Raw genomic sequence first — 21,833 nt, 5'->3', positions numbered from 1 at the left:
TAGACGGTATCTCCTGTTCGCTATTGGTTATGCTGCAAATAAATTTCTACAAAACGCGCCGCTGGCACAGGAGGGCTGTAAATGTAGCCTTGTACGGCATCGCAATTATGCTCGCGAATAATGCTGAGTTCCTCTTGCGTCTCGACGCCTTCGGTTACAACCTTCAGGTTCAAGTTATGGGCAATGACGATCAACGACTTGAATATCATCTGCTTCTTGAAGTCGGATACGATGTCGCTGATGAACGATTTGTCGAGCTTCAGCGTATGCAATGGTATATTTTGAAGATAGCTTAGCGATGAATAACCGGTGCCGAAATCGTCCAGCGACAGCTTCACGCCAAGGTTCTGAAGCTCATGCAGCACTTTGAGCGTATGCTCCGCATTGTCCATGAAGATCGATTCGGTTATTTCCAATTCGATCTGCCCCGGCCTGATGCCGGCGTTGGAAATAATGTGTTCGATCGTATGGACGATATGCTTCTGCTGGAACTGCAGCATCGACATATTTACGCTGACGGACATGTCCGCCATCCCCATCCGCTCCCATTCGCGGATTTGCTGGCAAGCTGTATGCAGCACCCATTCCCCAAGCGGAATGATGAAGCCTGTTTTCTCCGCAATCGGGATAAAGTCCAGCGGCGACACCATGCCGTATTCCGGGTGCTTCCACCTGATGAGCGCTTCCGCGCCGTAAATCCGGCCCGTCGTCATATCAATTTTCGGTTGATAGAAGAGGGTGAATTGGCCTTTCTCAAGCGCTTTGTACAGGCTGTTCTCGAGCATAAGCTCTTTCTTCGGAACATCGTTCATGGACGGCGAGTACATTTTCGAAGTGTTTCGTTCCTTCTTCGCCACGTACATGGCAATATCCGCTTCTTTCACAAGCTGATCGCCCGTTTCCATCCCCAGCTCGCTCTTAATACTTATTCCAATACTCGCCGTAATGTAGAACATCCGCTCATTAATGACGAGTTGTTCGGCAATTGCCGACAGAACGTCGTCGGCCAGCATCAGCGTCCGATGCAGATGATTGACATCCTCCAGCAGAGCAATGAACTCGTCGCCGCCGAAGCGGAACACTTTGCCTTGCGTCCCAACCGCTTGGACGATCCGATCGGCAATCTGCTTCAACAGCTTATCGCCGCTTCCATAATCGAGTGTATCGTTAATGACCTTGAAACGGTCCAAATCGATGAACAGCAGCACAAGATGTCCTTGGCGAGGTATGCCGGATAATAGTAGATTTTCAATATATCGATGATAGGCGTTGCGATTCGGCAGGCTGGTCAGCAGATCATGTGTCGCCTGGTATTCGATCAACTGCTCCGCCTCAATGCGGTGATCAATCATTTTGTTGAACTGGTGCGCCATATATTCGAACTCGTCATTCGATTGGATGTCAAGCTTATGGTCCATAATGCCCGCCGCAACAGCGCTCGTTACATGAATGACCTTGCGGATGTTTTCCAATATAATAATACGGACCAAAAAAATAATAATAATAGACACCAGGAATAGCGCAACAATGGAAATAAGGATCGAATCGGCTAAGCTTTTTTTGAAATCCGCCAGCATATTATCTTTTGGAATAATCGTTTCGAAATGCCATAGCTGATCCTTGATCGGAATGGGATAAAACAATCTGAATACTTTCCCTGTCTGCTCAGAATCATCCGTATATGACAACTCCGGCTTATCGCTTCTTAGCAGCTCGTTCCCTTCTTCGCCTGGCCACGTTATGTAAGGCTTCATTACAAGCTCGGAATTGCGTCCGTTAGCTAGATATCGATTGCCGGATGTAATAATATTCACATAGCCGCCAAGCGGATGGATCTTCTCGATCTGCGCTTGAACTTCCTCAAGCGAATAATCGGCGCCAACCATTCCCAGGAATTCGCCTTGATCGTCCAAAATCGGCAGTACTAGTGAAGTCATTGGCAGTTGCCTGCCTTCTACTTCATACATAAAAGGCTCAATAACTGAAAACCGCTTCGTTTGTTTCGGAATTTGATAAAATGCGCCTTCGACCTCGTCCTCGTAGTTCTGAACAGGCAGTACTGTAATTTCATCTCCCATGCGAACGGCATAAGGGATGAACCTCCCGGTCTCGTCGTCATAGCTTAGCCGGTTTCGATGCAGCGCGTCCTGACCATCGAATGCATCGGCTTCCCATAATGTATATATGCCGAGCACATCCGGATGCTCTTCCAGCACCTTTTGGAGCACTTGGACAATACTTTCACGATTTTGCGTTTGATCCTGTCGCATCTGCGTCATCGTTGTTCTTAACGTTTCGAGCATCGCAATCGTCTCATCAATTTCCTTCRAGAATTGATGGGAGTATGCCATGGACTCGGTCTGTGCGAGCAGTTCGCTCTCTTTCAGATTCGTATCGTACAGCTTGCCAAGATGGACCGAAACCAATGTTCCGAAAGATAGGAGTATAAGCATCCCTAAGGATATGACAAGCTTCTGGGCGATGCTTAAGCGAAACTTCCTCATTACTCTATCCGTCCTCCCATGTTGGACAAGCATAAATCGACGTAATATGTCAAAATATGATATGGGTCTAGTATACTTGACAAAATATAGTCATTACAATGCTATTTGCATAAGTTTACATGTAAAATAATCGACAAAAAGCGCCACTGCGAGAGTGTCACATGTTTATACATCATTCCATGCAAAAAGAACCGTTAAGCAAGCAAATCGCCTGCCTAACGGTTCTTCATTATTAGCCAGCAGCAATTATGGCTACTACTTGGCTTCTTCGACCTGCTGCTGCTTCTGTTCCAGCTCTTGCTCCCCATCCTGCTCATGAATATGCCAGCCGCCGGAAGGTTGCTCGCCATGGCCTCTGCTTCTGCCGCCGTGGAGCTTGTACAATTCTTCGCGCAGTTGCTCTTCGCTCTTGCCGTCCGTCTTAATGCCGTGCTTGGCGGCAATATCGCGTAGATGTTCCAGCCTTCTCGCTTTATGCTCAGCCTTATAGGCTTCCCATTTGTCCTTATTGGACGTCTTCGCAACCTCAAGCTCCTGCTTAAGCTGCTGCGCCGTCTTGCCCGATGTGTCAATGCCGAAGTATTGCGCCATCTCTTTCAGGCGCTCAAGGCGGTGCGCTTCGAAATCTTTGCGCGTCATATGCCCATGATGATGCTCCTGCTTCGCGTCTCCCGGGGTTTGCGCTTGCTGCTCGGAGACGTTAGCCTCCGGAATTGCTGCTGCCCAGACAGGGGATGCGAACAATAGAGCAGATAAAGCTAGCGCCGGTATGAACCATTTTGCTGACATGTATGCCACTCCTTCATCCTATAGAATCGTGATGCTCAAGAGGAAGCCGTCCTCTATTGGATTATTTTGCCCATGCACGACGTCCTATAGACATGAAAATGGCATTATTCGACAAAATCAGCTGAGTATTTACTCGCAGCTAATGCTCCGATTGCTGATCTCGCCCCTGTTCCTCCAACTTCTTCAGCTGGCGCAGCAGCCAGTCCTTCTCGAAGTGTTCGCCAATGAATACGGCAACATCATTCACCTTGCCCTGCGGCTCGATTCGCATGAAATCCGATTCCCGATACGCGTATTGGAACAAAAAGCGGCTTGGGGCGTCTGTGAACGTGACGATACCTTTTGCCCGGTAAATATTGTCCGGGAGCTGCTGAAGAAGTTCTTCGAACGCCTCGCTGCTAATCGGACTTTGCCAATAATGGGTCACGACCATGACATGATCATGCGAATGGTGATGGGCATGTTCGTGGCGGTATTCATCGTTATGTTCGTGGAGATGTCCGCGTTCGTTGGCTTCGTTATTCGGCTTGGATGGACGGATTGTTTCTGCTCCAGACGTGCTCATCGCCCGCTCCAGCCAGCTCCAATCGTCGATTGCGCAGCGAACGGTCGCCGTTGCAGGCACATGCGGATTCAAATCACCCAGCAGTTGCTGGGCTTCGACTAGCTGCTCCGGATCAAGCTTGTCCGACTTGTTGAGCAGCAGAACGGTAGCGCACCGAATCTGCTCCTGCATCAGCTTGAACGTGCGCCCCTTGCCGCTGCGCGAGCGTGCAAGCAGCTCCGGTCCGTCTACGACCGTTATGACGGATCGCAGATCGATCGGCTTGTAAAGCGCAGCTTCCGTTACGCCGTCGAGCGTCTCCATCGGATTCGCCGCCCCCGTCGATTCGATGAATATTACGTCAGGCCGATGCTCGTCAATGAGCATGCTGATCTCCATGCCAAGATCGCCGCGGATTGAGCAACAAATACAGCCGCTCAGCATCTCCGCCATCGGCACTTCCTCGCCCAGCAGTTGGCCGTCCAGATTCGTGTCGCCAAGCTCATTCATAATAACGGCAGGCTTCAATCCCTGCTCTTTATAATAATCAAGCATTCTAGTTAGCAACGTTGTCTTGCCGCTGCCAAGAAATCCAGACAGCAAATGTACTGGAATAAGACGTTCATGATGTTCCATATAGGCATACTCCCGTTTCCGTTATGTAATCGGTAATTCGATCTTGTACGTCATCTATTATATCGTAATTATTACGTTTGTTCATCCTCAGGAACGAGCTGATCTTACTTTTTTTTAGCTAAGCTAACTTTTTGTTTGATTTCTAAGTGCGGCGGTAGTACCATATGATCGAAGGCAGGCATGAAAGGCAGGAACCGAATGGAATCCATATCGCAGGAGCTACTATTTCTAACGGAATTGGCGCAAGGCATAACTGCCCAATTCGGAGACAATTGCGAGGTCGTTGTCCATGATTGGTCGAAGCCGGTCGACAGTACGATCGTCGTTATCGAGAACGGTCATGTTACAAGCCGCAAGGTCGGCGATCCCGGCACGAATCTTGGACTTGAGATTATGCGCGGCACGGCAGCCGGCGATAACCGCCATAACTATGTTACGCAGACGAAGGACGGGCGATTGCTCCGCTCCACCTCGATGTACATTAAAAATAATGAAGGAACGATTATAGGCGCTCTGTGCATCAACTTCGATATTACCGATCTCATGGTTGCCGAGAAGACGTTGCAGTCGCTTACCGCCAGCGGTCTCGCGCCTGTTCGCGAATCGTTCGTCAGCAACGTCGGCGATCTGCTTGATACGCTCATTCAGGAGACGCAAGAAACGATCGGAAGACCGGCAGCGGTAATGAGCAAGGAGGATAAGATCAGATTTATTCAACTGTTGGATCAGAAGGGCGCATTCCTCATTAAGAAGTCGGGCGAGAAAGTATGCAGTTACTTGGGCATATCCAAATATACGTTATACAGCTACTTGGATGAATCCAAGCAAAACGATTCCGAAGGAGAGCTGACGTAGATGAGCGAGATAGAGGCAAAAGGCAAGCTTGGCGGCGGCATTGATGAACTCGAGACGCCATGCATCGTCATCGAGAACAGCCGAATTGACGCCAATATAGAAGCGATGGCGCAAGCAGCATCCCGCCGCGGCGTGGCGCTTCGGCCGCATGCGAAGACGCATAAGCTGCCGGAGCTGGCGCTGAGGCAGCTAGCGGCTGGTGCGACGGGCATCACCGTCGCCAAAGTTTCCGAAGCCGAAGTCATGGCCGCAGGCGGGATTCGTGATATATTCATCGCTTATTCGCTGGTCGGAGCGAGGAAGATCGATCGTGCGATACAGCTTAACCATGCTGGCGTGCGCATTATCGTGGCGGTTGACAGCCTGGATGGAGCAATGCGCCTATCCGAGGCTGCAGTCGCGAAGGGCATGGTGCTGGAGGTGCGGCTGGAAATCGACACCGGCTTGCACCGTACAGGCGTAAGCGCAGACGCCGCCGTAGCGCTGGCTAAGCAGATCGATGCGCTTGGCGGCATTCGCTTGAGCGGCATCTTCACGTACCGGGGCGCGATGCTTGGCGGCGCCTCGACGCTTGATCTGCAGGCGGCCGGATATGAGGAAGGCCGCCTCATGAGCGAAGCTGCGCAGTCGCTACGCGACGCAGGCATCGCAATCGTGGACGTCAGCGTCGGTTCGACGCCGACCGCGATCTATGCGGCCGAGATCGAGGGCGTGACCGAGATCCGTCCGGGCACTTATATTTATCAAGACCGAATGCAAGCCGCCTTCGGCGTATGCTCGCTTGAGGATTGCGCCGCGACCGTGCACGCTACGGTCGTTAGCCGTCCAGCCGACGATCTGATCATCATCGACGGCGGCAGCAAGACGTTCGCGACCGATGTGCAGCCCGGCAATACGCCGCTCTATCTCCAAGGGTTCGCTCATATTGTCAGCGATCCGGGCGCTGTCCTTGTTCGCATGAATGAGGAGCACGGCATGATATCCGTGCATCCAAGCAGCGCTTATCGCGTCGGCGATCGGCTAACCCTTATTCCTAACCATATTTGCAGCACCGTTAACCTGCACAATTCGGTATACATCGTGGATGCCGACGGCCAACCTCGCAAAGTTCCTGTGGCCGCCCGCGGCATGCTCGAATAACAAAAAACTTTATCTACCTACTATGAACTACATCAAAGGAGTTGTCCCCAAATGTCCATAATCGATCAAAAACTTGCCGAGCTCGGCATTACGCTGCCAGAAACAACGGCGCCCAAGTTCTCCTATATTCCGGTCAACCAAACCGGCAACCTCATCTATACGTCCGGCTTCGATTGCCGCATGGACGGCATTCTTATGTATGAAGGCAAGGTCGGCTCGGATCTAACGATCGAGCAAGGCCAAGAGGCGGCACGCCAAGTCGTTATCAATCTGCTTGCCGCTATGAAGGCTTATCTCGGCGATCTTGACCGCGTCGTGAAGATCGTTAAGATTCTCGGCTTCGTCAACAGCGCGCCGGGCTTTGGTGACCAGCCATACGTCATAAACGGCGCTTCCGATTTGCTTATTGAGGTGTTCGGCGAGAACGGCCGCCACGCCCGCTCCGCGATTGGGACGAGCGATCTTCCGTTCCATACGCCTGTCGAGATTGAGCTGATTGCCGAGATTCGCGATTAAGCCTACTAATCCGCACATCACGACGTGGCATGGCATGGCAAAACCCCCAGCCGACTGGGGGTTTTTATTTTCGGAATATCAAACTTATAAGTTTGATCCTGCCATTAAATAGCGGATACGCATTTATACTGATTAGCAAGCAAGCATTGGTTTACTAAAACAGGCAAGCACGGGATATAATGACAAGCAGAATGAAAAGTACAAGTATAATTCCTAAGCCCGAGAATGCGCCGCCGACTCCAGTTCCGCAAGGTCCAGTTCCAACACCTGCAACAGGGTAAGATGGTGCACAGTGTCCAGTGTTTGCACCTGCTACTCCATAGCTCATTTGTTCATCTCCTTTTTCTTAAGGTACAGTATCCTATGTATAAACGCACAATCGGTATAGGCGATTATATAAATTGTGCGTTTGCTCATTTTTGCCTGCAGCCCACACCTGGGGCCAATCAACCTCGCACCCGTCCACTTTCATTCTCATTCAGTTGGTCCAATGCCCTTATTCTCTTCCTTGGCGACCATTCCTTTCGCATAAATCCAACCAAGCAGCAGCAGCGGCAGCGCCACACAAAAGGTCATATCGAACCACGCCCAATAATGATCAATGATGTAGTAATAGATCGTCGTATTTGGCGTCACCATGGTTGAAAACACTAGTATGATCATCCCAAGCGGTATCGTCAGCATATTGCTTTCCTTTAGTCGCATCAGCTCGGCAATGCCTTGCACCAAAGCGTAGAAATATAGCAATGTTTTAAAAAAAACCGTAATAATCCAAATGAATGCCAATACGGCCTCCACTCGCTCCAAAAAATTACCGATCGTTAGCTTTTGCGAAAGCACGAAGGTCGGATAAAATTTGGTTACCATCAAATTAGGGCCGAGTACAAGCACGCATAGCAGCATCGTAATGAACAGCACTGCAGCGCTGATGGCAAATCCGGTCATAATGGGCTTCATCTTGTTGGCACCAATAACTCGGGGAGCGATCAACAATAAAACAATCATCTCTGGAAAAGCAACAGTATAGGACTGCCTCATGCCATTAAGCACCGGAAGAAAGCCTTTCGCCATCACTGGTTTCAGGTTGTCTGATTCAATCTGAGGCAGCAGGAACACCACGAGAAACAAGAAGAACAGCACGAAAATCGGGAAGAGCAGCTCTCCCATTCGTGCAAAAGCTTCCACCCCATACCGGTATGCAATGATAGCAACTGTCATAAACAAAATGATGACTGCGTTCGTAGGCGTTTCCGGAATCATTTGCGTAGTCATGAACTGGCTCATCTCGCTCGTTAACGTGACATGACAGAAAAAAAAGTAGAACAGAAACAACAAACCAACCACACTTCCGAGCCAAACGCCAAGCGACTTCTGCACGTAATGAATAAACCCGTCTCCTTGAAGCTTATTCGCAATCGCTACATAGAGAAGAGCCGTTGCGAAGCCCGGCACAAAACTTATCAGCATCGATATCCATGCGTCTTGCCCTGCAAGCTTGGCAGTAAGCGTCGGAATGATGAGGATGGAGTCGCCTATAGAACCGAACGCAATTAAAATCGCGAATTGGCGCATCGATATTTTCGCATTATTGTATTTACTCATCGCGACTACCCTCCCATCCTCAATCGTCTGCCACTTCTGTTTACGTTATTTAAATGGTTTATATACGATCTCCAAAATGGCATAAGGATTAGGAAGATTCACTTCCATTACCAGTGCGCTATAGAGAGCCGTTGCCGTCAAAAGCAGAACGATATATACGAACAGTTCCCGTTTCCTGCTCTTCCGCACAAGGGGAGGGATGTCGAGCAAAGCAACGCCTATTGCTAACGCAATTACTGCAATTAACGATGCCATGCTCCGAGCTCCCTCCCGTTTCAGCTTTCACTTCTTTAATACATCGTCGTGTTACTCGTCGTGCCCAGCTTACGAATATGAGATTCGATGTGGTATTGAACCTTCAGGCCCGGAAACCATTCTTCATTCCATTCTTTCATTATTGGCTTCCAAAACTTCGGATGCTCCTTGCCTAGCGTGCTGCCGAATCCAAAAATATCAGACTTTAGCTTTTTCGCTTTTTTAATAGAAGCTTCGGCATTATTCTGGATGACCACTTTAATCTCTTCGTTCAGCTGTTGAATGGTCGCGGGATTTTCCAAATCAATGTTTTTACACATACGGTCCACGATATTCGATTCGGCTCTAATATCGATATGCGCCTCCGGCTGCCCATTTTTTATTTTCATTTTAATTTTGGTGTCGGAAGACGTGACTTCAATCCCGATATAGCTATTCTCTCCGCAAGGCAGCTCGATTGAGGTGCTCTTCAATTTACCGCTAATATCCGTGAAGCCTTTACTCTCCTGCTCATTCAACCAACCGACTAGCTTATCCGTCTTAAACACGGCAATGCCGGTATATCGAAATCGGGTAGAAGGCAGATACGTCTCAACATTTTGTTTGCTCGTGGCTTTCTTCTTCGTACCTACAAGCTGAATGCCGGTTACAGCCAGCTCATCGCCATGCGTAGATAATTTATTTAATAGATCATCGAGGTTGACCGAGACGGTAGGCGCCCAGGACTTCTCCGACGTCTGCAGAGAATGAAGCATGTTCTGGGTCGGCAGCCTCTCCAGCGGCGTGAATAGCTTCAATAGATCCTGTGCCTTCATTCCTTTCGCAATGATGAGGTTGGAGTCCATTCGAAGCTCGTTATCCCGCAAAGAATTGTCTATGAACTTGCTGATTCCCATTCTCGCAAGCTCCTCGCCAATGACGTAGATTTGCAAATGCCCCATATATACTTTGCGCGGCGCTTCAGCAGTTAAGGAGCGCGCCGCTTCGAACAACGTCTTTCCCTTAGACTGGTAGAGTGTCATCGGGGGGCGCTCTCCGCCCTTGGGCATCATCGAAATTTCGCTAGGATTGACGACCTGGAAAGAAACAAGAAATTCGCCATCCTCCCAGTCCAATCCGATACCTAACACGATCATTAACTCATTCAGCTCGCGTCTGCTCCAGCAGCCGGACAGCATCAGCACGCAGAGCAAGAGCAGAAGCGCCTTCTGTATTCGTTCGCGTATGGTTGACATTGCATCATGCCTCCTCAGGATCGCCGCTTTAGTCTAACCCGGTTGCCAGACTGCGCGCTTCCAGGTCGATTATAAGTAAGCCAGCGAGGCATGCGAATCAGTGAATCCCGATTATCGGCGGTCGAATAAGGCGTGAATGGAGCCATGAACGGTTCGCCAAAAGAACGCWACGAGCACAAATGCAAGATTAAGACGAACAAACCCATAATTATACCAAACAATCCGAAGCTTGCGCCCACCCCCATAAATAGAAAACGCAGCATTCGAATAGGAATCGACATCGTATAAGCCGGCAGCGTAAAGGTCGAGATGGCCGTGACTGATACGACAATGACCATTGCCGCAGATACAATGCCAGCCTCCACTGCCGCTTGACCGATAACGAGCGTCCCGACGACAGAGACAGCTTGGCCGATCGCCCTTGGCATCCGAAGCCCTGCCTCCCGCAATATCTCGAATGTCAGCTCCATTGCAAGCGCCTCGATAAACGCCGGGAAAGGTACTCCCTCCCTCTGTGCCGCTAAGCTTATAAGCAGAGAGGTTGGCAGCATATCGCGATGAAACGTCGTAATAGCGATATACATGGATGGGAACAACAGCGAGATGAATACGCTGATGAAGCGCAGCAGCCTAAGCAAGCTGGCATAGCTCCAGCGCTGGTAGTAGTCCTCCGTCGATTGGAAGAACGTGACGAGCTGAGCCGGCACGACGAGCGCATTCGGCGTCCCGTCGACCATAATCGCTACTTTCCCTTCCAGCAATGCGCCCGCTACGCTATCCGGCAGCTCCGTATTGTACACCGTAGGAAACAACGAGAATTTGGCATCCTCAATAAGCTCCTCAATATATCCGCCCTCAAGAATGCCGTCAATGTCGATCGACCTTAGACGTCTGCGTGCTTCTTCAACGACCGCTGGCTTGGCGATCCCATTCAAATATAGAAGCGTCACATCCGTCTTCGTCACGCGCCCAATCGTAATCGTCTCCAGCCATAACCTCGGATCCTTGATCTTCCGGCGAACGAGCGACGTATTTGTGCGCAGTGTCTCCGTGAAGCTCTCCCTTGGTCCACGAATGGAAGTCTGGTTCGTCGATTCGGTTACGTCGCGTCCCTTCCATTGCCGAATGTCGGCGCGAAACGCTTCGGTGCTGCCATCGAGCAGGATGATCGCCTCTCCAGAGAGCAGGTTGCGATATAGATTCGCCATATCTGGAACGGAATGGATCGAACCGATTCCTTGGAGCAACGATTGAGCCAGATCTTTTTTGTCCGTAGCAACTTCTAGTTGGGGTTCGGGTTCGCTGTTACTGTCATTGGAGCTTTGATTGGACGATGTGCTGAACTTCAACACGTCAAAAATATAACTATTAATAATGGCGCTATCCGCCATTCCATCCATATAGACGACTGCAGCTGCGATCTTCTCGCTGCCTTCGTAACAAATTTCACGCAGTACGAGATCATCACTGCCGCCCAGCTCGCTCCAAACCCGCTCCATATTGACCTTAACATCGGGATCAATCGGCTTGCCGGTATGCTCGTGCGGCGGATATGGCTCGAAAGAGTTTTTTTCATTGTCAGAGCTCGTGGACGATTTTGCGCGAGAAGAAAACATGGGACGCATAGGGCGCTTTGGCATAATGTACCGACTCCGATTCTCATGATGGTCTTTTACCCATTATGACCATCAGGGCTCGCGGATAAACGGCTTCGAGGATGGATGTCGTTTATGGAGGGGTGATGGATGCGGCGTTAGTTCGATTTTGTCAAACTAAATATGTGGTTATGGGAGTAATCGGGGTTTAGCGGCATTTGGCCGAACTAAATTGACGATTTTGCTTAAAAGGCTCGACAAGTTCAATTTAGCTTTATGAAAGGACACTAAATCGCTTGAAGGAGTTGACACCTTGAAAATAACGTCCCAATAGGGCGCTATAGCAGTTCTCCTTTGTGAACTTCCCTACTCAATAGGTTCGTGATTGCTAGCGTAGGGAAGCAGCACGCGAAGATTGAATATCTCTCAAGGCGCTCATGTTCGGTTAGATTAGACCTTTGCGGTGAATAACGGTAAGGAGGCGGTAGAAATCCTCCGAGCCCTCTTCGGGCTTATGAATAAGACCAGCGCCTACTGCGGCATCGACCGCCGATTGCGCCCATGCCGGTATGTTCATTCTTTGTTTGGTTTCCAGATAGACGACTCGATCAGCCAAATGAGTGACTGTCGTCTTGAGACTATCCAACAGTGCTTTCTCTTCCTTCGTCATCGTCTCTCCCCCTGATGCTAATTGTGTCAGCTTGGAGGCTATCTGCTGCTTGAATTGCAACCAGCCTGTCCATTTTCCTTTGTCGTACATAAGCCTAGGGCATATTTTACCCGACCAGTCAAAATGCCTGCGAAGCCGGTCGATTCCCCAGCCTCGCTCGGCTAATAGCTTTGCGATGAGTTCAGCTGCATGGTCTAGCGTCTGTGCGTAGTTGCCGCTCTCGCATATTTCGATAGAGATCGAAGTCCGGTTCCCGCTCGCCGGCATGCTACCGTCACCTGCGTGCCAGCTATTCTCGGAGAGTGGGATGCACTCGATCGCTTGATGCTCGTCAATGACAATGTGATAGGACGCTGTTCGATTATTACTCGGATTCGTAAGCCAGTCTCGCTCATTTCTAGCAGTGCTAGTTGGATTGCCAGTATTGTGCACCGTAATCGTCGTTGGTTGCAGCATAGGATGCGCCGGTCTGCGATTACATGGCGTCGCAGGCGGAATATGATCGACAACGTAGTTACCCGTTCCCATTCTTCGTCTCTCCCTTGTCGCTCAGTTGGGCTAGGAACTGCTTGAGCTTGCCGGGAAGCGGCACACCGATCGTCCCAAGATTCTCGATGACTGAGAGTCCCTCTCTACCTGCGTAAAAATAGACAGCCGCCGTACGAAAGATAGGAACGCCCGGCTGCACCCAGTCGTCCATCAACGCGGCAAGCCCGATCACGAACAGCACCGTAATCTTACGGACGCCGCCCCAGAACATGACCTCGCTGTCGATCAGCTTCGTCTTAATCGCTCCAAGCACGCCAGTCACGTAGTCGACTAGCATGAGYAGCAGCAATACTTGCAGCGCTTTGTCCCATCCGCCTAGCCAACCGGAAACGACAACACCGGCGGCAGCGATGGAACTGCTGAGGGCAGTTTCTTTGCCGCCCGTTCCGATTGCGGCTATTAGTATGGTAGACAGTGCTTCTTTCAGTTGATTCATTACCTTCTCCCCCTCTTTAAAATCGAATGTAGGAAGGGGTAGCCCCCCCCCCTTCCTCTTACACCACCGACGTACCGTTCGGTATACGTTCGTCAGGGCGTAATGACCGCACCAACCCGTAAGATATTGATTTAGTTYCTTTATCCGCATCTCGATCGGGATTACTTTGTTGCGTGAAGTGATCGTTATGATCTGTTCTTTGACTCGCTCTAGCGATAGTTTTGCGATCTTCACTCGCGGATTCTTCTTACCCCAACTGAATGTGAAGCCTAGAAGCTTCCGTTTCCACGGGACGTCTACCGTCTTTTGTCTCGATTGACCATCAGTTTTAGTTTCTCTTCAATAATTGTCGTAATGGATTACATCACACCATGCCCTGCCTTCCACGTTTTCACGTAAATGTTACAGTCATCGGCAAAAGGTTGTTAATACTTGTATGATAAACTGTTGGATAAGGCGATCTGTCTCAGTTGGTATCCCTAATAACCTTGTTCCGCCGTTCGGTTTCAGGATTTCACTCCGACGGACTGGACTTAGTTTATAGGTTCTGTTTCTTTTGCTGTAGCGAATTGCTTGCCAGTTTTGTACGAATTGCCTGCGTAAGTTTTTTAGCGACATCCCATCTACGCCATGGCTTCCCTTATTCGCCTCGACCATTGTTAACGCCGACAGCATATTGTCTCGTGACAASACCTCCTCTATCATCCTTCGATACAAACCCTTAAGTGCACGTCTCTTCTCTTTGTAACAATGATGAACTCTGCCCTTCTTAGTACCCTCACGTATTCACTGCTACTATAAGTCCCTTAAATAAATAGGGTTTATCTGCTTCCATGACCATCCACGAACACAAAGTCATTCCATTCCTATTCCATGTTCAGCCCTTCGGAGGGCTATTGCAACAGCCCCAAGTACTATGGCTTCTGCTGACTCCTGTACGTTCAGCTTGCTTTCACAATCTGGGTTATATCCGCGCGTTTCGTACATATCTCCAAGGTAAGTACGCTATCTTCCTCTCCATCTATATACTTCATTTACTCTCGTACGCCTTTGGCAGTAAGGACCTTGGTTTGTTTAGCAGCCTCATCCAACGTACGCTTGCCTTGTATGATGTTCGTGTTTCTCAGACCGGAGATTTTCCGCCGGCTTCTTTCAGATTCCACCTTACGGGGACACCCTTGCCTTAAGCTATGGCTACTACTGCCTTCACAATTCGGGACTTGAACCCTAAAGATAGCGCCCATTCTGGGCGCAATAAAAAGAGCCCCACCTGAGTGGGGCTTAAGCGAACATAAGCAGCGTCTGCAATTTCTTAACCTATCGACTATTCGCTAAGTCATACGATACAATTACGTTTACCCTCGTAAAAATGCTACATACCATCGTTTAAATAAATTCCTACTGACCTATAAATACAATAGACATCGTTTCTTTTACATATTATATTTTCATGTTCTTCATCTCTCAATAAAAACGCCTTCCCAAGCAGAACTTAAGAAATCATTTGGATAAATATAATCTCACGTGCGAGTTCGTCAACCTTCTCCTCTACGAAACCATCGATAATTCCATTGCCAATTTCGGTAGCCAGCGCCTCGTCCATCGCCACGAAACCGGACTGCGACGGATCGTGCTTTTGTAGAATGTTCAGCTTACCGTCAATATAGATGAGAATGATCTCCCCACCGGCAGGCGCATCCGCGAGAATCTTTTCGGGCGTGATACCATTAATAACGGACACCTTATCGTACAAAGAAAGCGTGTATCGTCCACGTTCAGAAGCGCGGGCGCTTTCCCAATCGAAGTCCGAAATGTACGCTTGGCACTCCGTGAAAGGCTTCGTACTACCATACGTATTCTTTGCTTCTCCGTAAATTTGCAATGCGTTTAACATGGGTATTCCTCCTTAGTATTATCTAAAAATATATAACAATTGTTGCACTGTGGCTCCGGTCGATCTTCCGTTCGCCATAAACATTTTACTACCGTCAGGGCTAATTCCAAACGATGGATGGTGTCGCGCTGCTGGAGCAACCGTGAGTGCTGTCCATGTATTCGTTGATGGCGTATACCCAATATTGTTAATTGTTCCGCTTGCTGAATTGTTGGTGCTCGTCGTTCCACTTGCACATATAAACATACCATTAAGTACACCTGATGCACCTTGCGACTTACTGGTAGTCATGGCAAGTCCTGTACTCCATGTGTTTGAAGCAACATCATAGATTGAAGTTGCAGGAGTGCTGGAAGCGAGATACACCTTTCCGTCGATATAACCTCCGAAAGCGCCAGTTCTTACCGAAGAAAGTGTAGCAACCGTTGTCCATGTATTCGATACAACATCGTAAGTTTGAACTTCGGTAGACGAAGTGCCGTGGTGAAAAAACTTCGTATCAGAAATTTTCACAAGTGCATTAGATGTTGAGTTTGCTAGTGTGTAACTAAGTGTAGCCCACGAGTTAGTCGTGTTGCTATAACTACGGAAGCCGCCATTACTTCCAGCGTTAAGGTACAATTCTTCCCCTACGGCTACTGCTTGTCCACGGAAAAACCCTTGTGGGAATGCCGCTCCCGAATCCCAAGTTGTAGTTACAGGATTATAGCGTCTGTTAATCGTAGTAGAAGTACCGCTCCCACTCTCTCCGCCGATTGTGTGGATGTACGAAGTTGTCCATGCACCGCCACCACCAAATGTACCCGTTCCGGATTGGGTAAGTGTATCCCACGCGTTACTAAAGTACGTAATGAACGCTATCCACGCGCTACCGTTCCAATATTTCCCGATACGCTGCGTCCACGCTGATCCGTCCCATACACGTATCGCTTTCGGTTTCGCCTGCGCTGACCCGTTCCAATATTTAATCGTTGCCATTCCGTCACCTCACGTACTTAGATCGATCCAAATATCATTAACAGCGGGACTCGTCGGAGCCGTCGTAGCTACCGTAACCTTATTCGTAATCTTGTCCGCAACCGCCGCGTTAGCGAACGCTGTTGACGCAGCTTGCGTCGTATTCGTACCGACAGCCGCAGTAGGCACGGTCGGCGTACCCGTTAAGGCCGGAGAAGCTAACGGTGCTTTCGCAGCGAACTGCGTTTGAATTGCGTTAGTGACTCCATCGAGATAGCCGAGTTCTGTTGACGATACGTTACCGATACTGGTCGTACTCGGGAGCGAGACAGTCCCGGTAAATGTCGGCGACGCAATTGGTGCTTTTAATCCGAGTGCTGTGATTATCGCGGCAATCGTCATTGACGGAAGCGTGTACCAGTTGGTCGTTCCCATTACGCCTTTAATTACGTTTGCCAGCTTTGACCACAATCGCGTTGGCGTATCAGCACCGCTCGCTGCAGTAATTGTATCGTCAATCGTCCGTGTACCGATAACCGTGTCTGTTGCGCTATTTGCCGTGCCTGCACCGGTTGCTATACCGTCGAGTTTCGTTAATTTCGCGTCGAGTAAATCAACGTTTGCATTAAAGTTCGCAACCGTAGCGTTATCGATTGCTTCTAGTTTCTTTATTCCGCTTGGCAGCGTCTGCATATTATGGTCCCTCCCACGTTTCAAGTTGTCCGAAAGTAAGCTCGGCCAGTGCGCCGAAAGTAGTCCCGTATTTTTCGATCTCACCGAACGTTATATAGATAAACATATATTCAATTCGCAAATGAGCAGGTAACACACCACGTATTACTTGCTCCAAATCCACCAAATTCGGCGGCACGCCGAGTGTCGAAACAAAGGTTATCGTAACTTTATAACCGTCATAGTCCTCGGTAACTTCGACTTCCCCATTCGCATACGCCTCCGCCACCGACTTAATCAGCCGCGCAGTGACTGTCCCTGTCCCGCGAAGCTTAGAGCGAATGACCGCGCGGCGTTGATCATATGGTTGCCCGGCATACGGAGTTACTCCGAGTTCCCTCTCCCACCTGACCAACCCCCATGTGGCTGAATCAACAAATCGCTGATCGAAGCCAGCTTCGATTGCCTCAACTAGATCATCTAACTCTTCACCTTCAGCCTCGGCTAACAACCGAAACTCTTTATTGTCCTCATAAAAGCTAGGCAGGTGGCCTAGCCATTCGCGTCCCATAGGACTCGTCAAATCATTCATTCAAGGCCACCTCCCCGATAATAGCAACCCGCCCAGGCATTACGGACACATTTACCTCGCCGCTGTTCACCGTCAAGCTCGCAAAGTCATGAATGCCTGGTACGTCAAGCAGCATTGAGCCGATTCGAACGTACTTCGGGGACRGATCGCTAGAAAAAGCAATACCTCGCAAATATGCTTCCAAAGCTTGACTAAACGCAGTCCTCACCGTTTCCAAATTGGCTGTACCGTTGAGTACAACGTTAGCCGACACATTAATTGCTACTCCTTGTGCGGCAGTGACTGTGACGTTCGCTCCGATCGGCGCAACCCCTTCACCAGCTCCAGCTGCAGGACTAATATACTGCTGCACATCCTGCACAAGCTGGCTGCTCGCAGGCTGTTTGTTGCTGTCAATGACGACAACGCGAACCGTTCCCGGGCCGTTCCACAGCGGCTCTACCCTCACATCGCCAACACCCGCAATCGATAGCGCCCATTTCCTATAATCGGACTGATTGCCACTCGTACCTGGACTTTGTATCTCTTCAAAAAAGCGACTGCGCAGCTGCTCGTCCGATTCTTCATCCTCGCCTGGCACTAAAATGTCTTGCAGCACTGCCGATGCTAGCCCATTCACATAATCGATAGGGAGCATAGCGCCATATGGCTCATTGCCGCTGCGACCGACAGACTCGCATTCGAGCTCGTATTGACCATCAGCAATTCGTTCTAATACCTTGAAGTTCAATTGGCTAACCGAAAACCGGCTGCCAACCGGAATCTCGAATGGCGCATCTCCCTCTCCATAAAACCGTCCCAGCCGCTTCGCTTTCGTGGCTGATTGCCTTGTAATACCGAAATCCGCTGTACGTCTACTCAGATACTCACCACTGGCTGTATCCCCAAAGGTTAAGGCCATCTGGATATCCAACTGCGCGTACATTTCACCTAATTCTGCCGCCGCTGGGGCTAACGCGTCATAAATGATGCTGCCTTCACGCTTGTCCACATCATTAGGCACGCGATCCAGCATACGCTGCAGCAGTATATCGAATGTAACGTCCTCATACATTTTGCTTCACCTCCTCCCGAAAGCTCCCAAAGTCAGATACAACGGTAAAGGCCGCTTTTGCCCCATCGCCATCGATCTCGATTGAGAAATCATTCACTTCACTAATCCGTTCATCTTGAAGCAGAGCTTCACTTATCCTTCGCTTAAGCTCAGAACGTACAAACCCAGGATCAGCGCCAACCAAACCTTCCAATTCAACACCGTAGTCAGCGCTATAGCAAAAGAATCGATAACGTTCCGTTTGCAAAATCTTATATACCGATTGCCTCACGGCATCCAGCCCATCGGTTAAACCAATGATGCGATTAGCAGCCGTGTCCAGCCTATACGTCCTGCTGGTCTCGGTGTGCTCCAACAATTCCGACTCTGACAAACTCATCCCCTGCGGAATCATGGGCGCACCAACTTATCGAGTACAACGTATTGTTGTCCGCCCTGTACGCGAAGCATTAGCACGGCATCGCCAGCCTCTAGCCCCTTACGAATAACAACCTTGCCCCCGGTCGCCGCCTCTCCCAGGTCGACTTCAAACTTCGTTAAGCTTTCCGGTATAATCAAAAAATCCTCTGGCAGCGTGAAACGTGGATCCACGTTCACTTCCAGAGGATTTATGCTCGTTACTTTGCCGACAAGGACGGCCATCGGATTACCAGCCGCATAGGCCGCAGCACCGGCTTTTTTGATCGAATCTAGCAATGCCATTAAATCACCCTCAATTCCAGACTCATTGTATGCGCATCCGCATCAAACTTATGGGTACAGTCTTCCACGAGAAAATACTGACTAATAGCAAGCTCTTGAATCACGATAGGAATATAAAAGCCTGCCCGGACACGAAGATCGCCAATCGCTTCGATGCTGAGAGTCTTCTGCTCGCGGTTTTTTAAAGTCAGCAATTGATCGACAAGCGTCTTGATTTGCGCTTCATTCATTTTCTCATCCGCCTGCTGGTACAGTTGAAGCCTGCCCCACTTGGCGATATTCGCGCTGTCCTGACCCGTATGGATATCTCGCTTCCCCGTCTTCTTATTGTCTTGAAACACTTTAATATAGTTATACGTGTCACTGTCAATCGAACGTTTATAACCATAATCGTGCATCAAGCTCCAGTCGCCGACAACGAAATCCAGCTTCATCTCTTTAATATTACGAAGGGACAATTTACCGAAATCATCATATAGAAAGAAGTTTCCTTTCTCATTAATGACCGTAAGATCCAGTGCCTTGCAAATAATGTCCAGCAGCTTCTTATCTTTTTCGGCCATTGTCGGAATTTTGTAGCCTGTATCTGATACCGTTCCCAGCTGTAGTTTAAAATCTTTAGCAATTTTCTTCAAAATCTCCGATGCGGTGATATTTGAGAACACGTAGCTATCATTGGCGAGGAGATATCGAATTTGGTCGTATGCCGTAATAGATATACTTTCGTCCTTGCCCGAATCAATCTCGAACACATAGCCATAAAATACACCAGTCCCGTCCTTAATCACGCGAATAACGTCGCCTGAATTAACTGTAAATTGTTCGCTTTGGAATAAGCTTCCCTTAATAAGCGTTAAACTGAGACTGGATGCCGACCCAATACGCTTTGTCTTGTACGTCAGTGAAGGAACAATACTCGTAATATCCCATACCTTGCCGTTACGATTATCAATCAGTATCTCTAGCATCGCATCACCCCGGTAATCTCAAAAGCATACCGATAGGCAATTTTCTAAGCTGCCCCTCAGTAATACCATTCAACTTCTGTATTTCCCGCCAACGTTTCTCATTCCCTAACTGGAGCCTGGCTACTTTAATTAAAGTGTCACCTGCGACAAGCTTATAGGTCTTTGGAGGTTTCTTATCCGTAGGTCTTGCTTTAGTCTTGGAAGTAGATTTATTGCTTTTAATAATGACCTGACGTGCTCCATAGAATGCAAATTTTTTGAATGAGATGCTGTATTCAATGTCAGCTGAACCAGCTATCTCCTGCCATTCAAACTTTTCAATACTCACAGCCAGATTTAAATCAAAGGTTTCTCCCACGAATACCAAACGAATAGGGTGCTTCGTATTCATCCATTTCAATATCGAATTTACATAATAAGTTGGATCATATAATTCCTTACTTGATACGAAAGAATAGCTTTGCTTAGGAAATATACTTTTAAAGGAAACTTCTGCAAGCTTCGGACTTTGGATAACGTTAATCTCGCCTAAACCCGATACTTCAAACGTTTTCCCCCCTCCAGAATTAGAAATTTGAATATCAGGTGGATTGACCGGCAAAACGAATAGTTCCTTTAGATTGTTATAGCTAAGAATAATCGAATAATTATTTTTTACAGTCTCCTTCTCCTCCACTATGCATACACCCCTTCCGCGGAGGTCGCGATTTGCTCGTTGAGCGTCTTCTCGATGCGTCCGATAATGGTATCGATATCGTGGCCGTTATTGATATCCCCGGTCTGCACGCTGACGGTTGGCTGCAAGGATACAAAATTCTGAATGTTCTTCATCTCGGCCAGCTCCCTCATCGTCTTCAGATCCTCGCTGGATATATCAACCGTTTCGTTGATGCTTCCGACTTCGTTTACTCGGTTGATATCCTGCATATTACCACCAGGATTCCACTGATCAGAGACAGGTGTTGTTTTCTCATCAACGTTCGTTCCTGCTCCTTCTTCAGCTCTTTTATCAGCACGCGACTTAATAAAATCTTGCAATTTCTGATCGCGCTCTGCTACTTTCTCAGCAGCTCTAGCATATGCATCGTCCTTCTTCACATTTAAGAATTCAGTCATACTATCCGCAAGATTCTCTGCACTAAACTTAGCGGTAATTTCATACGATGAACCAGTAACCTTATTAATAGCACCAAGGACCCAATTAATTCCATCAATAATACCATTAAACACAGTGTCATACACGGAGGTTAAATTATTCAAAAGCCAGATCATAGGTGATAATATCCACTCTGCCAATTGCCAAAAATATGCTGGAATTGTATCAAAAAAGTTAAGAAGTCCATACCACGCTCTCATAAAACCAATAGCAAATGCATCATTTTTTTGCCATAGATTTGTTATACAGACGATTAATCCAATTACTAGAGAGATAATAAGAATTATTACATTCTGCCTCATTGCCCCATTTAACACGGACCATGCAAACCTGAGACCGTGTGTTAATACTGTAGCCCAAGCCAACACAAAAGTGTATGCTATCATATATAATCTTGATAATAGTATATAGCCATTGACTAAACCGAGTATTGCATAAAAGGAAGATATTGCTGTAACAATTCCCCATATAATTGGTTCAATAATCGTCCAATTATCGCTCACTATTCCTAC

General features: G+C 48.5%; 21 protein-coding genes and 2 pseudogenes. 3 read left to right on the top strand and 20 right to left on the bottom strand.

Features of this window, described 5'->3' with window-relative positions:
• Positions 1–20 precede the first annotated feature (20 nt).
• From AB4Z33_RS15635 to AB4Z33_RS15625, 3 genes are all read right to left on the bottom strand, one after another.
• Complete coding sequence (locus AB4Z33_RS15635) at positions 21–2,504, bottom strand: EAL domain-containing protein (RefSeq protein WP_442050784.1); 2,484 nt, start codon at positions 2,502–2,504, stop codon at positions 21–23.
• A gap of 255 nt (positions 2,505–2,759) precedes the next feature.
• On the bottom strand, positions 2,760–3,293 hold the full coding sequence (locus AB4Z33_RS15630; RefSeq protein WP_442050783.1) for a hypothetical protein: 534 nt from the start codon (positions 3,291–3,293) through the stop codon (positions 2,760–2,762).
• A 139-nt stretch (positions 3,294–3,432) separates the two neighbouring features.
• Complete coding sequence (locus AB4Z33_RS15625; RefSeq protein WP_442050782.1) at positions 3,433–4,473, bottom strand: CobW family GTP-binding protein; 1,041 nt, start codon at positions 4,471–4,473, stop codon at positions 3,433–3,435.
• Between the two features lie 198 nt (positions 4,474–4,671).
• Here AB4Z33_RS15625 and AB4Z33_RS15620 point away from each other — a divergent pair, with 198 nt between their 5' ends.
• From AB4Z33_RS15620 to AB4Z33_RS15610, 3 genes are read left to right on the top strand one after another with little or no spacing between them, the layout of a single operon-like run.
• Positions 4,672–5,328, top strand: coding sequence for a helix-turn-helix transcriptional regulator (locus tag AB4Z33_RS15620; protein ID WP_442050781.1), 657 nt, complete (start codon positions 4,672–4,674; stop codon positions 5,326–5,328).
• On the top strand, positions 5,329–6,468 hold the full coding sequence (locus AB4Z33_RS15615) for an alanine racemase (RefSeq protein ID WP_442050780.1): 1,140 nt from the start codon (positions 5,329–5,331) through the stop codon (positions 6,466–6,468). It begins immediately after the preceding gene.
• Between the two features lie 51 nt (positions 6,469–6,519).
• Entirely contained in the window at positions 6,520–6,984 is a 465-nt protein-coding gene (locus AB4Z33_RS15610; RefSeq protein WP_442050779.1) for a RidA family protein, read from the top strand.
• 474 nt (positions 6,985–7,458) lie between these two features.
• Here the strand turns inward: AB4Z33_RS15610 and AB4Z33_RS15605 are convergent, their stop codons facing one another.
• From AB4Z33_RS15605 to AB4Z33_RS15525, 17 genes and pseudogenes are all read right to left on the bottom strand, one after another.
• A complete protein-coding gene (locus AB4Z33_RS15605) occupies positions 7,459–8,586 on the bottom strand; it encodes a GerAB/ArcD/ProY family transporter (protein ID WP_442050778.1) in 1,128 nt (375 codons plus the stop codon).
• A 45-nt stretch (positions 8,587–8,631) separates the two neighbouring features.
• Positions 8,632–8,841, bottom strand: coding sequence for a hypothetical protein (locus AB4Z33_RS15600; protein ID WP_442050777.1), 210 nt, complete (start codon positions 8,839–8,841; stop codon positions 8,632–8,634).
• A gap of 35 nt (positions 8,842–8,876) precedes the next feature.
• Positions 8,877–10,076 carry a Ger(x)C family spore germination protein gene (locus tag AB4Z33_RS15595; protein WP_442050776.1) on the bottom strand — a complete coding sequence of 400 codons (1,200 nt, stop codon included), beginning with the start codon at positions 10,074–10,076 and terminating at the stop codon, positions 8,877–8,879.
• A gap of 14 nt (positions 10,077–10,090) precedes the next feature.
• Entirely contained in the window at positions 10,091–11,692 is a 1,602-nt protein-coding gene (locus AB4Z33_RS15590) for a spore germination protein (RefSeq protein ID WP_442050775.1), read from the bottom strand.
• Between the two features lie 424 nt (positions 11,693–12,116).
• Positions 12,117–12,869 (bottom strand): peptidoglycan recognition protein family protein, encoded by a 753-nt coding sequence (locus AB4Z33_RS15585; RefSeq protein ID WP_442050774.1) that lies wholly within the window; start codon positions 12,867–12,869, stop codon positions 12,117–12,119.
• On the bottom strand, positions 12,856–13,326 hold the full coding sequence (locus AB4Z33_RS15580) for a phage holin family protein (protein WP_442050837.1): 471 nt from the start codon (positions 13,324–13,326) through the stop codon (positions 12,856–12,858). The genes AB4Z33_RS15585 and AB4Z33_RS15580 overlap by 14 nt, the downstream gene beginning before the upstream one ends.
• A 75-nt stretch (positions 13,327–13,401) precedes the next feature.
• Positions 13,402–13,560 (bottom strand): annotated as a pseudogene (locus tag AB4Z33_RS15575) (group II intron maturase-specific domain-containing protein); the annotation flags it as partial.
• A 1,258-nt stretch (positions 13,561–14,818) separates the two neighbouring features.
• The gene (locus AB4Z33_RS15570; protein ID WP_442050773.1) at positions 14,819–15,220 is read right to left on the bottom strand and encodes a hypothetical protein; all 402 of its coding nucleotides are present in this window, start codon (positions 15,218–15,220) and stop codon (positions 14,819–14,821) included.
• Between the two features lie 18 nt (positions 15,221–15,238).
• Positions 15,239–16,198, bottom strand: coding sequence for a hypothetical protein (locus AB4Z33_RS15565; RefSeq protein ID WP_442050772.1), 960 nt, complete (start codon positions 16,196–16,198; stop codon positions 15,239–15,241).
• A gap of 9 nt (positions 16,199–16,207) precedes the next feature.
• Complete coding sequence (locus AB4Z33_RS15560; protein ID WP_442050771.1) at positions 16,208–16,870, bottom strand: hypothetical protein; 663 nt, start codon at positions 16,868–16,870, stop codon at positions 16,208–16,210.
• 1 nt (position 16,871) lies between these two features.
• Positions 16,872–17,441, bottom strand: a complete 570-nt coding sequence (locus tag AB4Z33_RS15555) for a putative phage tail protein (protein WP_442050770.1) — start codon at positions 17,439–17,441, stop codon at positions 16,872–16,874.
• Positions 17,434–18,495 carry a baseplate J/gp47 family protein gene (locus AB4Z33_RS15550; protein ID WP_442050769.1) on the bottom strand — a complete coding sequence of 354 codons (1,062 nt, stop codon included), beginning with the start codon at positions 18,493–18,495 and terminating at the stop codon, positions 17,434–17,436. Before AB4Z33_RS15550 ends, AB4Z33_RS15555 begins: the two co-directional genes overlap by 8 nt.
• Positions 18,488–18,874, bottom strand: coding sequence for a DUF2634 domain-containing protein (locus AB4Z33_RS15545; protein ID WP_442050768.1), 387 nt, complete (start codon positions 18,872–18,874; stop codon positions 18,488–18,490). Before AB4Z33_RS15545 ends, AB4Z33_RS15550 begins: the two co-directional genes overlap by 8 nt.
• A gap of 11 nt (positions 18,875–18,885) precedes the next feature.
• Positions 18,886–19,197, bottom strand: a complete 312-nt coding sequence (locus tag AB4Z33_RS15540; RefSeq protein ID WP_442050767.1) for a DUF2577 domain-containing protein — start codon at positions 19,195–19,197, stop codon at positions 18,886–18,888.
• Positions 19,197–20,165 (bottom strand): XkdQ/YqbQ family protein, encoded by a 969-nt coding sequence (locus AB4Z33_RS15535; RefSeq protein WP_442050766.1) that lies wholly within the window; start codon positions 20,163–20,165, stop codon positions 19,197–19,199. Before AB4Z33_RS15535 ends, AB4Z33_RS15540 begins: the two co-directional genes overlap by 1 nt.
• Positions 20,166–20,169: 4 nt before the next feature.
• Positions 20,170–20,841, bottom strand: a complete 672-nt coding sequence (locus AB4Z33_RS15530) for a LysM peptidoglycan-binding domain-containing protein (RefSeq protein WP_442050765.1) — start codon at positions 20,839–20,841, stop codon at positions 20,170–20,172.
• Positions 20,841–21,833, bottom strand: a pseudogene (locus tag AB4Z33_RS15525) (phage tail tape measure protein); the annotation flags it as partial. The gene AB4Z33_RS15530 and the pseudogene AB4Z33_RS15525, both read right to left, overlap by 1 nt.

This window comes from Paenibacillus sp. 2TAB19, assembly GCF_052115185.1.
Taxonomy (GTDB): domain Bacteria; phylum Bacillota; class Bacilli; order Paenibacillales; family Paenibacillaceae; genus Pristimantibacillus.
The sequence above is the reverse complement of the archived record's forward strand: the minus strand, read 5'-3'. Positions and strand labels throughout refer to the sequence as shown.